Here is a 10,211-nt window from a genome sequence, read left to right as displayed (position 1 = left end):
CGCCGGGGCGGGGCGCGCGCCGCCAGTCAGCGCCGCCGCACCGCCTCGCGCGCCGCGTCCAGCGCGAGGTGCCACGGGTACTCCTCGGGGCGCCCCTGCCCCGGCGGGTTCGGCTCGAAGCCGCCGGGGCCGTACAGCACCCGCACGCCCTCCCCGCGCAGGACCTCCAGCGAGCGCTCGAACTGCGGATGCCGGGCGTAGGTGGAGTTCAGGCACGGCATGACCACCAGCGGAATGCGCTTGCCCATCGCCTCCGCGGCGAAGCCCACGACGAACGTCGAAGTGATGCCCAGCGCACAGGCGTTGACCGTGTGCATGGTCGCCGGCGCCACCACCACGACATCCGTCCTGGGCCATGTCTCGGGCCGGCCGTAGGACCGGTAGGCGCTGCGCACCGGATGGCCGGTCAGCTCCTCCAGCTCCGGCAGCCGGTCCTCCAGCCACTCCCGCGCGTTCGGCGTCAGTCCCAGGCACACCTCCCAGCCCCGCGCCTGCGCCTCGCGGATCGCGTGGTCGACGTAGACGACGGGCGGGGAGGCACAACCGAACAGGTACATGACTCGGTTCCTCATGCTCCGCAGTTCACCACATCTGATCAGCGCGAACTCACTGGGCCGGGCGGCGGGTCGCGGGTACCGTTCAGATGCCGCCAGGAACGGAGGGACCCGGTATGCCCGCATCCGACGACGAGCACATCGGTAACCGGATCGCCGCCCAGCGCAAGCGCGCCGGACTCACACAGCAGGGGCTCGCCCAGCGCATCCCCTACTCCTACAGCCTCCTGCGCCATGTCGAGAGCGGTCACAAGAGCGCCTCCCCGCAGTTCGTGGCCGCCGTGGCCAGAGCGCTGCGCACCGACGTCGCCGCCCTGACGGGGCAGCCCGCGCACTCCCCCGGGCCCGACCGCGTCGACGGTCTGGTCCGGCCCATCCGCGAGGCGCTGGACCTGTACGACCTGCCGCCCGACCCTCGCGTCCCCGCCCTCCCCGCGCCCGGACTGGCCGCGGCCGCCGACACGCTGTGCCGCGACGTACGCGGCGCCCGGCTGTACCAGGCGGCCTCGGGCCTGCCGGGCCTGCTGGCGGACCTGACCGTCTCCTGCCGGGAGCGCCCGAGCACCGAGCTGTGGCGGGCGCTGGCGTCGGCGTACCGCAGTGCGCACGACGTGACGACGAAGCTCGGCAACTACGACCTGGCCGTGGTGGCCCTGGACCGGATGGGCTGGGCCGCCGAGCACGCCGGCGATCCGCTGCTCGGTGCGATCCGCCAGTACAAGCGGGCCCTGTCCTACCGCAGCCGGGACGCCGAACACCGCATCGGCCTGCGCATGGTGGCGGTCGGGCACGATCTGCTGCGCCAGACCGAGGAGAGCACCGAGAGCCTGGCGGTGGCCGGGCAGCTCCATCTGGGCGCGGCCGTGATCGCGGCCCGTGCGGGCGACGCGGCGGCCGTGGAGTCCCACCTCGCGCGGGCCGGGGAGATCGCCCGGCGCACCGGCGAGGTGGGGGCGGTGCACTGGCTGTCCTTCGGCCCGGCGAACGTCGGGACGCACGAGGTGTTCGCCCGGCTGGAGCTGCGCCAGTACGACGCGGCGCTGAGCGCGGCGCGCGCGGTGCGCCCGCCGCGCGGCTGGGCGGCCTCCCGGCGGGCCGCGCTGCTGGTGGACCGGGCCCGCGCGGAGATGGAGACCGGCCGGATCGAGGCGGCGCTGGCCTCCCTGGCCCAGGCACGCGCGCTGGCGCCCCAGCAGACCCGCTTCCACCCCCGGGTACGGGAGACGGTGCGCGGCCTGCTGAACCTGCGGCGCAGGGCGCCGGACACCCTGACGCGGATGGCCGCGTGGGTCGGAGTGTGACGGCGCACGGCACCGTGTGACGACGTGCGATCGTGCGTGACGGTGTGTGATGTCCGGTGCGGACGCCGGAGCGTGCGCGCCCGCGCGCATACGGCCGACGGTGCCTGTCACCGAAGAGTGACAGTTGCGGGCCGGCCGCGCAGCCACGCTGGGTCCGTAAGCGATCGTGACCACAAGTCCGGGGGACCTCGTGCAGACGACACCAGACGCCATCCCACCCGCGGCTCCGCCCCCGGTCGGCGGAACCGGCCCGCAGGAGACCGGCCCGCGGGCCCCGTCGGCCGATACCGACCCCCCGGAGGGGGCCGTCCTGGTGGACGCCGCCGCCGTCCAGCACACCATCCGCCGCGCCCTGGCCCACGGCAGCGCGCCCCTGGGCCACGGGGAACTGGTGGAACTGGAGACCCGGTTGCGCGGCCACATCCGGCTGCTGCTGCCGATCGCGCGGGCCCGCGCCGCCGTCCTGCGCCCCAGCACCGCCGAGTGGCTGCGCTACCGGGCACGGCTGGACTGGATCACCAACCAGGCCGCACGGGAACTGGACGACGGGCTGTCCTCCGCCCGGCAGCAGATCAGATCCCTCGCGCACGACTGCCGATGGCTGCTGCGGCAGACCCCCGAGTGGAACAGGAAGGCGACACCGTGACCATCTCCCCGCACTCCGCACCGGCCGGCACCGCCGTCCAGCCTCCGCCGACCGGCTGGCTGGAGCCCACCGGCCGTGTACCCGCCGTCCTGGCCGCCTGGGAGTACGGCGCGCTGGGCGAGGTGCCTGCCGGGGTCGCCTGGGACGTGGTCCGCGTCCCGCTGCCCCTCGCCCTGGAGACGGTCCGCAGGATGCGTGCCGCACGGGCCCCGCTCGGCCCCGTGCTCTCCACTCCGCTGGGCGCGGACTTCGTCGTCGCCCTGGGCTCGGCCGACGGCTGGAAGGTCGCCGGCATGTCCGTCCTGGGCCGCGGCACCCTGGTGCTGCTGCCCCACCCGGATGTCGTCGAACCGGATCTGGTCGGCAACCGGGGCTGGATCGTCCGCCCCTCGAACCGGGCACCCGCCTGGGGCCCGGACCTCCGTGACGCCTACGCCGAGGCCCGCGCGGCCGAAGCCGCCGAAGCCACCGAAGCCACCGAGGTCACCGAAGCCGCGGAAACCGCCGGATGACGGGGAGCCGGGCCCCGCGCCCGGCTGACCCCGCGTCACGGATGCATGGGAAGCGGTCACCCGGATAGGCGTAACGGGTGAGCGATTACCAGGAGAGAGGTGTTCCCGCCGGGGCCGACGCCGTCCGGCCCGCGCCGCCGCGCGTACCCGCCGCGCCGCGGGCCCGGACGCCGGCACCTCAGCCACTGGAGCCGCGGCGGGACGGCGAGGGCAGCCTCGCCCACGTGGTGGAGACCCTTCTCGACAAGGGGCTGGTCCTCAACGCCGACATCATGGTGTCGGTGGCCGGCGTCGAACTCCTCGGCATCCGGCTGCGGGCGGCGCTGGCCTCCTTCGAGACCGCCGCGCGCTACGGGCTGGAGTTCCCCTCCGGCACCGATGTCGAGACGGCCGCCTGGCGCGAGGCCCGCGAGGAGCGGGACGCCTGTCCCGCGTGCGGAAAACGTTCGCCGGTGCACCAGTTGCTGGAGGACATGTGTCCGTGGTGCGGCTGGCGCAGCGCCCGGGCACGGCTGGCCGAGGCCGGCGCCGCCCCGCGCGCCCTTCCGGGCGACGCCGGCCCGGACGGCACGGACGCGGCCGACGGCGCCTCCGGAGACGGCGGAAGCGGCGGCCGTGACGGCTGAACGCCCGCCGATGAAGCCCACCAGGGATCCGCGCGTGACGCTGGACGACCTCGTCGAGGTCCTGCTGAACAAGGGCGCCGTCCTCCACCTGGACCTCATCGTCTCGGTGGCCGACATCCCGCTGATCGGCGTCAGTCTGCGCGCCGCGATCGCGGGCATGGAGACCATGCTGGAGTACGGCATGCTACGCCGCTGGGACGAGGACACCCGCGCCTGGGCCGAGCGCTCCACCGGACACCGCGAGCTCGGACTGCGCGCCGGGGAGCGGTACGTCGTCCACATGCGCGGCGGCCACCTGCTGGACGACGGCTTCCGGACCACCTGGCGTCCCGGCACCGTCCACCTCACCGACCGGCGGCTGGCCGTGACGCGCCGCGAACCGCGCGAGGTGCTGTGGGAGACGGAGCTGGCGGCGGTGCGAGCGGTCCGGCCGGAGACCGAGCGGACCATCGGCGGCGAACAGCGCACCAGGCTGCGCGTCACCCTGGCGGACGGACGCGAGACCCTGCTGTCCTGCACCGAACCGGAGAGGCTGCGCGCCCTGCTGGCCGGTACGTGCCCCGGCCCGCTGGAGACGTCCCCCGCCGACCCGGAACGGAAGGACGACGAGGGGGACGAAGGCGGCCGGACGGTCCTCGAAGGCCACCTCTGGTACCACGAGCCGCGCCGCGACGGCCCCCTGTGGCGCGGCGGACAGGGGCGGCTCACCCCGGACGCGCTGGTGTGGAAGTCGCCGCTGGACTCCCGCCCCGCCCTGGTCCTGCCCGCCGACGACATCACCGCCGTCCGCACCGCGCCGGGGCGCTCACCGGCCGGCGGGGGAACGGTGATCACCGTGGAGACGGCCTCGCAGGGGCAGGTGGCGCTCACGGCCGACGACCCGGGGCGCTGGGCCGGGGCACTGGACTCGCTGCGCGGCGCGGCCCCGCTGCCCTCGGCCTGACCACGCGCACACGGCGCCCCTCGCGGGGCGACACGGCAGGACAGCAGACGGGAGAGGAGAGGAACATGGCCATCACGGTCGACGAGAAGAGCCTCAAACAAGGGGTGCTCTCCCTGGTCGTCACCCTGGTCGAGGTGATCCAGGAGGCCCTGGAGCGGCAGGCGCTGCGCCGGATGGACGGCGGCGACCTGACCGAGGAGGAGCTCGAACGCCTGGGCGAGGCCCTGCTGGAGCTGGACGAGGCGATCGAGGAGATCAAGTCCGACCACGGCATCACCGACTCCGTCGCGGACCTGCACCGGGGCCTGGACGAGGTGGTGGACGACGTGGTGGACAAGCTGGTCAACCCCGCCCGCTGGGCCGAGGAGGCGCGGCGGTGACGGAGCCGGCCCTGTACGTGTACGCGGTGGCGCCCGACCGGCCCGGCGCCGCCGACGGCGTCACCGGGATCGACGGGCGCCCCCTGCGCCTGCTGGCCGCCCCGGGCACGGGGCTGGCCGCGCTGGTCCACGACGCGGAACCGGCCCCCTACCAGGGCCCGGACGAGGACGTGCGGCGCCGGGTGGCCGAGCAGGACCGGGCGGTGGTGGCCGTGTGGGAGCGCACCGGCGCGCTCCTGCCGATGACCTTCAACGTCCTGGTCGCCCCCGACCCCTCGCCGCGGGATCCGCGCACCGCCGAGGAGCGCCTGCGCGACTGGCTCGCCTCCCGCGCGGCCGGACTCCGCTCCCGGCTGGAGGCGCTGGAGGGCCGGGCGGAGCTGAGGGTGGAGATCACCGCCGACCGTGCGGCCTCCGCCCGCGACGACGAGCGCGCCCGCGCCCTGGAGGCGGAGATGGCCGACCGCTCCCCCGGGCTGCGCCGCCTGCTGGCCAAGCAGCTCGAACAGCTGCGCCGGGAGGCCTCCGAGCGCCTGGCCGACGTCCTCCACGCGGATGCGCGCCGCAGGCTGCTGGCGGTGGCCGAGGACATGCGCGAGCGGTCGCGCGGCGTGCGCGACCCGGACGAGGCCGACGTCCTCTCGGCGGCCCTGCTGGTGCGGACGGAGGACATCGAGGCGGTGGGCGCCGTACTGGCGGCCGTCCAAGGCGAACAGCCCGCCGCCCGCATCCGCTTCCTGGGCCCCTGGCCGCCGTACACCTTCGCCGACCTCCCCGACGGCGGCCCCCGCGATCCAGCCGTCCCGGAGCCGGTTTAGGCGGTTCCGTCCGGGGTTCGCCCGGTCCTCACATGCCGAACTCCGCCGGGGAGATCCCCAGCGCGGCGCAGGCCTCCCGGACGGCCTGCTGCTCGGACTGGTCGATGTGGCCGTCGGCGCCGGCGATGACGATGCCGGTCTGGATGACGGCCCTGGCCTCCGCCGGCTTCTTGGCGGCCTTGGCGATCTCCTGCAGCGCCTCCGCCCTGCCCGCCTGGAAGTCGGCCGTCAGCCGGTCCACGTGGCGGTTGAACCGCTGGCGCAGCTGCTCGGGCGGAAAGTTCCGCAGAACGTCGTTGTCGACGATCATCGACTCCATCCGCTGCCGCTCCGACGGGTCCACATGCCCGTCGGCGGCGGCCACCAGCGCGCACATCGCCATGCTCGCGTCCCGGTACGCGCCGCTCTTCAACTCGGCCTTGGCCGAGGCGAGCTGGGACTTCAGCAGGCCCACCAGCTGGGCCTTCGTCCCCCCTCCGGAGCCGGAGCCGGAGCGGGCGCCGTGCCCCTGGCCCACCGCGCCCCGGCCGGCGGCACCCGGTCCTCCGGCGCCCGGCCCGCCCGTGCCCTGTCCGCCCCGGGACTGCTGGAGGTTCCTGGCCTGGTCCTTGAGCCGATCCCACATCGCCACTTGAGCCATCCCGTCCTCGGCCGCCGCCCGCCCGGTGCGGGCCGCAGGTGTTCGTTCACCGTCCGCCATTCCAACGTCCCCGGGACCCGCCCCGGTTCCGCAGGCGCCCGGATCACCCTTTCGGGGCGGGCCGGTTCAGGAATCGAGCACCGCGGCGACGGCCTCCACACCGAACCGGCCCGCCGCGCCGTGGACCGCGCGATGCGGTCCGTACTGGGCCGCCTGCGGAACTGACCCGCCCTCACACCCTGTTGGCGCAGTCGGCGCAACCGGGTAACGTCGCCGGCGTGAACACCGGACCGGCGCCACGCCACACACGGATCGGCTGTCCGGTGGAGGGCTGACCGCGCGGCGGGGGCGCGGAAGGCGCCCCCACGGTTCGGCACGCGGACCTCCCCGCACCCGTGCACCGCGAGTCCATCTCTCCGTGCCGAGCGACAGCGAGGTCAACCGCGTGACAGTCACCTTCAACCACACCATCATCGCCGCCAGGGACCGGCACGAGTCGGCCCGGTTCTTCCGGGAGCTCCTGGAGCTTCCGGAAGCACCGTCCTGGGGCGTGTTCACCAACATCCAGCTCACCGACGGCGTGCTGCTGCAGTTCGCCGAGCCGCCGGTGGAGATCCAGATGCAGCACTACGCGTTCCTGGTCGACGACGAGCTGTTCGACCGGGCGTACCGGCGGCTGTGCGAGCGCGGTGTCGAGCACTGGGCCGATCCGCGGATGCGGCGCCCCGGCGAGACCAACAACGAGCACGGCGGTCGCGGGGTGTACTTCAAGGACCCCTCCGGCCACGCGATCGAGCTGATCACCCGGCCGTACCTGTGACCGGGCGAGCGCGTCCGGCCACGGCCACCGGCGCCGGACGGTGACGCGGAAGCCCCCCGGCCCTGGCGGGCCGGGGGGCTTCTCCCTGGTGGGCGCAGACGGGTTCGAACCGCCGACATCTGCCTTGTAAGGGCAGCGCTCTACCGCTGAGCTATGCGCCCGGGGTGAGTCCACAGCGTACCGTGCCGCGCCGTGTGCGCCATAAACCCGGGAGGCGGGGGCTGTCCCCACCCCGGTCCGGTGGGGTGCCGGATGCCGTCGGCGGCCGGGGGTCCACAGCGTCGGCAGGACGTGCCGAGCAGCCCCCGCCGAGCGGATACGGAGATCCCCCGTGACCACCGAGACCCGCCGCAGCACCGTACGCGCCCTGGTCGCCGTCGTTCCCGCGGTCGCCGCCGACAACGGCGGGGCCCGGGTGGAGGTGCCGCGGGGCGGTGAAGACGCTCCTGCCGTCACCGCCCGTACCGCCACCGGCGATGTGACCGTACGCCCCGCGAGCCGGCTGGACCGGTCGTGAGGTGACCGCCTCCGTCGCCTCTCGTGTGTTCCCCGGGCCGGGTGGGAGAATGGCAGCCGGGCCGGCGAGGGCGCATGGGGAGAGGACACACGTGGCGGCGATGAACGGCGGCGGCGCACGCCGCTGGGGCTGGGGCGGCGGCGGGCGCGCCGAGAACCGGCGGGCCGAGGCCCAGGCCGCCAAGGACGCGGCGGCCACCGCGTTCTACGAACTGGACACCGCGCAGCGGGATCTGCGGATCTCCGTCGAGACCCTGGCGGCCGTCGACGACTCCCCGGCCGCGCGCCGGGCCGTCGGGGACTTCGCCGAGTTCGGGCGGCGGATCGACCAGGTCAGCCATGAGTACATCGCCACCGTGGACGCCCACGACCTGGAGCGCGACGACCTGGACGCCGACGCCGCCTCCGGCGCCCGCCGGGCCCTGGACAGGACGCGGGAGGATCTGGAGCGCACCCGCGCGGACCTGGACCGGTTCGGGCAAGCGCTCGGTCCGCTGCTGGAGAAGGCCGAGACGCAGCTCGCCCGGCTGGCCCCCGCCGTGGAGCGGGCCCGGCAGGCGCTGCTGGGGGCGACGAAGGCGCTGGACGCCGTACGCGCCGCCGGGCTGCGGGCCGACGAGGCGGCGGCCCGGCTGGCCGCCCTCTCGCCCGAGCTGACCAGGCTCAACGAGGGCGCCGCGCGCCACGGCGTGCGGGACACCCTCCAGCGGGCCGAGCGCGTGCTGCGGGAGGCGGAGGGGGTACGCAGGGAGGTCGAGCTGCTGCCGGAGCGGGCGGCCGGGACCGACCGGCGGCTGTCCTCCCTGCGCACCCGTGCCGAGGCGCTGGGGCACCGGGCGGAGAACGCCGGGCCGGTGCTGAGCGAGCTGCGGCGGCGGTTCACCGCCGCGTGCTGGGAGGATCTGCAGAACGTGCCGGACCAGGTGGCGGGCGCGGTGCGGCAGGCGGAGGAGAAGCTGGCCGAGGCGCGTACCGCCCGGCAGGAGCAGCGGTGGGCGGACGCCACCGCCCGGCTGTCGACGGTGCGGGCGCTGCTGAACGACGCGGACGAGGCGGTCTCGGCCGCCGGTGAGCGTCTGCGGCGGCTGAACGAGGTCTCCTTCGACCACAGCGGCGAGGTGGAGCGGACGCGCTTCGCCATCCGCGACGCCCAGCGGCTGGCGATGGCCGGACGCAGCCATCCCGACCCCCGGCACGCGGGCCCGCTGGACGAGTCGGTGGCCCGGCTGGAGCGGGCGGTAGCGGGACTGTCGGGGCGGCATCCGGACTGGTGGGGCTTCGTGACGGAGCTGGACGCCATCCGCGGGACGGTGGCGGACGTGGTGCGCCGGATACGCGAGGAGCGGGCGGCGGGCGGCTGAGCCCCCGCCCGGCTCCACGGAGCCGGGCCCGCGGGGCCGGGCGTACGCGGCCCGGTACCGCCCTGGTGCCGCGACCGCTGTCCACAGGCTCCCCGCGATGGCCGGACGGCCGCTTATCCTGCTCGCATGCCCCGATACGAGTTCCGCTGCCGCGCCTGCGGCACCACGTTCGAAGTGAACCGACCGATGGCCGAGTCCGGTGCGCCCGCCAGTTGCCCGGAGGGCCACGGCGACACGGTGAAGCTGCTGTCCACCGTCGCGGTGGGCGGCGCCGCCCGTTCCTCCGCCCCCGCGCCGAGCGCGGGCGGCGGAGGCGGAGGGTGCTGCGGAGGCGGCTGCTGCGGCTGAACGGGAGAGCCGGCGATGGCCGGCGGAAACGGCCGTTGGACGCGGCCCGCGCCAGGGCGGGCTACCGCCTGCGCGCGATGGTCACGCCGTCGGCGACCGTCAGCATGATCGACTCCATCCGCCCGTCGGCGCGGACGTGGTCGTTGAAGGCCCGGATCGCGGCGGCGTTGCCGGTGGCATCCGGGTCGGCGACCTCGCCGCGGAAGAGCACGTTGTCCGCGACGATCAGTCCGCCCGGCCGCACCCGCGGCACCAGCTCATCCCAGTAGGCGATGTGGTTGTCCTTGTCCGCGTCGAGGTAGGCGAAGTCGGTCCCCGACTCGGTGGGCAGGGCCCGCGGGGTGTCCAGGGCGGGCGCGATGCGCAGGTCGATGCGGTCGGCCACGCCCGCCCTGGCCCATGCCTCGCGCCCGAGGGCCGTCCACTCCTGCGAGATGTCACAGGCGATGAGCGTGCCGTCCTCGGGCAGGGCCTGGGCCATGGCGAGCGCGGAGAAGCCGGTGAAGGTGCCGACCTCCACGGCGCGGCGGGCACCGGTCAGCCGTACCAGGAAGGCTGGCATCGGCCCCTGTTCCTGGGCCGACCGCGGCCCGGCCCGGCCCGGTCGGGGAAGCGGGCGCGCGTGGTCTGCACCAGGTCGCGCAGGACGGGGTCGAGCGGCGGGTTGTGGTCGAGCACGTACCCGTGCAGCTCGGCGGTCCGGAGGGGGCGCTTGTCGCGGGATGCCGGTGTGGTCATGGCCGCAT

Annotated in this window: 13 protein-coding genes, 1 tRNA gene and 1 pseudogene; 11 read left to right on the top strand and 4 right to left on the bottom strand. The window is 75.2% G+C overall.

Annotated features, from left to right (window positions below; translation table 11 throughout):
• Nucleotides 1-26: 26 nt before the first annotated feature.
• Nucleotides 27-572 (bottom strand): flavoprotein, encoded by a 546-nt coding sequence (locus AC2CJA_RS04345; RefSeq protein WP_484601311.1) that lies wholly within the window; start codon nucleotides 570-572, stop codon nucleotides 27-29.
• A gap of 98 nt (nucleotides 573-670) precedes the next feature.
• Between AC2CJA_RS04345 and AC2CJA_RS04340 the strand changes: the two genes are divergently transcribed.
• The 7 genes from AC2CJA_RS04340 (at nucleotide 671) to AC2CJA_RS04310 (ending at nucleotide 5,780) form a co-directional block, all read left to right on the top strand.
• Nucleotides 671-1,855: a helix-turn-helix domain-containing protein gene (locus AC2CJA_RS04340; protein ID WP_484601310.1), complete on the top strand. Its 1,185-nt coding sequence runs from the start codon at nucleotides 671-673 to the stop codon at nucleotides 1,853-1,855.
• Nucleotides 1,856-2,045: 190 nt separating this feature from the next.
• Nucleotides 2,046-2,501, top strand: coding sequence for a DUF6415 family natural product biosynthesis protein (locus AC2CJA_RS04335; RefSeq protein WP_484601309.1), 456 nt, complete (start codon nucleotides 2,046-2,048; stop codon nucleotides 2,499-2,501).
• Nucleotides 2,498-3,013, top strand: a complete 516-nt coding sequence (locus tag AC2CJA_RS04330) for a hypothetical protein (RefSeq protein WP_484601308.1) — start codon at nucleotides 2,498-2,500, stop codon at nucleotides 3,011-3,013. Before AC2CJA_RS04335 ends, AC2CJA_RS04330 begins: the two co-directional genes overlap by 4 nt.
• Nucleotides 3,014-3,090: 77 nt before the next feature.
• Nucleotides 3,091-3,639, top strand: a complete 549-nt coding sequence (locus AC2CJA_RS04325; RefSeq protein ID WP_484601307.1) for a gas vesicle protein — start codon at nucleotides 3,091-3,093, stop codon at nucleotides 3,637-3,639.
• Entirely contained in the window at nucleotides 3,629-4,582 is a 954-nt protein-coding gene (locus AC2CJA_RS04320; RefSeq protein WP_484601306.1) for a gas vesicle protein, read from the top strand. The genes AC2CJA_RS04325 and AC2CJA_RS04320 overlap by 11 nt, the downstream gene beginning before the upstream one ends.
• Nucleotides 4,583-4,647: 65 nt before the next feature.
• Nucleotides 4,648-4,962 (top strand): gas vesicle protein K, encoded by a 315-nt coding sequence (locus AC2CJA_RS04315; protein WP_484601305.1) that lies wholly within the window; start codon nucleotides 4,648-4,650, stop codon nucleotides 4,960-4,962.
• Entirely contained in the window at nucleotides 4,959-5,780 is an 822-nt protein-coding gene (locus tag AC2CJA_RS04310) for a GvpL/GvpF family gas vesicle protein (RefSeq protein WP_484601304.1), read from the top strand. The genes AC2CJA_RS04315 and AC2CJA_RS04310 overlap by 4 nt, the downstream gene beginning before the upstream one ends.
• Before the next feature lie 28 nt (nucleotides 5,781-5,808).
• Here AC2CJA_RS04310 and AC2CJA_RS04305 read toward each other — a convergent pair whose 3' ends face one another.
• Nucleotides 5,809-6,411 carry a tellurite resistance TerB family protein gene (locus tag AC2CJA_RS04305; RefSeq protein ID WP_484601303.1) on the bottom strand — a complete coding sequence of 201 codons (603 nt, stop codon included), beginning with the start codon at nucleotides 6,409-6,411 and terminating at the stop codon, nucleotides 5,809-5,811.
• 454 nt (nucleotides 6,412-6,865) lie between these two features.
• Here AC2CJA_RS04305 and AC2CJA_RS04300 point away from each other — a divergent pair, with 454 nt between their 5' ends.
• The gene (locus tag AC2CJA_RS04300; protein ID WP_484601314.1) at nucleotides 6,866-7,240 is read left to right on the top strand and encodes a VOC family protein; all 375 of its coding nucleotides are present in this window, start codon (nucleotides 6,866-6,868) and stop codon (nucleotides 7,238-7,240) included.
• 86 nt (nucleotides 7,241-7,326) lie between these two features.
• Here the strand turns inward: AC2CJA_RS04300 and AC2CJA_RS04295 are convergent.
• A tRNA-Val gene (locus AC2CJA_RS04295) sits at nucleotides 7,327-7,401 on the bottom strand.
• Nucleotides 7,402-7,571: 170 nt separating this feature from the next.
• Here AC2CJA_RS04295 and AC2CJA_RS04290 point away from each other — a divergent pair.
• The 3 genes from AC2CJA_RS04290 (at nucleotide 7,572) to AC2CJA_RS04280 (ending at nucleotide 9,465) form a co-directional block, all read left to right on the top strand.
• A complete protein-coding gene (locus AC2CJA_RS04290; protein WP_484601302.1) occupies nucleotides 7,572-7,757 on the top strand; it encodes a hypothetical protein in 186 nt (61 codons plus the stop codon).
• A 100-nt stretch (nucleotides 7,758-7,857) separates the two neighbouring features.
• A complete protein-coding gene (locus AC2CJA_RS04285) occupies nucleotides 7,858-9,117 on the top strand; it encodes a hypothetical protein (RefSeq protein WP_484601313.1) in 1,260 nt (419 codons plus the stop codon).
• Nucleotides 9,118-9,243: 126 nt separating this feature from the next.
• Nucleotides 9,244-9,465 carry an FmdB family zinc ribbon protein gene (locus AC2CJA_RS04280; RefSeq protein WP_484601301.1) on the top strand — a complete coding sequence of 74 codons (222 nt, stop codon included), beginning with the start codon at nucleotides 9,244-9,246 and terminating at the stop codon, nucleotides 9,463-9,465.
• A gap of 61 nt (nucleotides 9,466-9,526) precedes the next feature.
• Here AC2CJA_RS04280 and AC2CJA_RS04275 read toward each other — a convergent pair.
• Nucleotides 9,527-10,203, bottom strand: a pseudogene (locus AC2CJA_RS04275) (O-methyltransferase).
• Nucleotides 10,204-10,211 lie beyond the last annotated feature (8 nt).

It is taken from the genome of Streptomyces sp. ATLC9, from assembly GCF_057196705.1.
Note: the sequence above shows the minus strand (reverse complement) of the source record. Positions and strands in the feature narration are given on the sequence as shown.

Coding starts and splice junctions, on each gene's coding strand:
- AC2CJA_RS04315 (WP_484601305.1), top strand. CDS start 4,648: ATGGCCATCACGGTCGACGAGAAGAGCCTCAAACAAGGGGTGCTCTCC.
- AC2CJA_RS04280 (WP_484601301.1), top strand. CDS start 9,244: ATGCCCCGATACGAGTTCCGCTGCCGCGCCTGCGGCACCACGTTCGAA.
- AC2CJA_RS04345 (WP_484601311.1), bottom strand. CDS start 572: ATGAGGAACCGAGTCATGTACCTGTTCGGTTGTGCCTCCCCGCCCGTC.
- AC2CJA_RS04340 (WP_484601310.1), top strand. CDS start 671: ATGCCCGCATCCGACGACGAGCACATCGGTAACCGGATCGCCGCCCAG.
- AC2CJA_RS04285 (WP_484601313.1), top strand. CDS start 7,858: ATGAACGGCGGCGGCGCACGCCGCTGGGGCTGGGGCGGCGGCGGGCGC.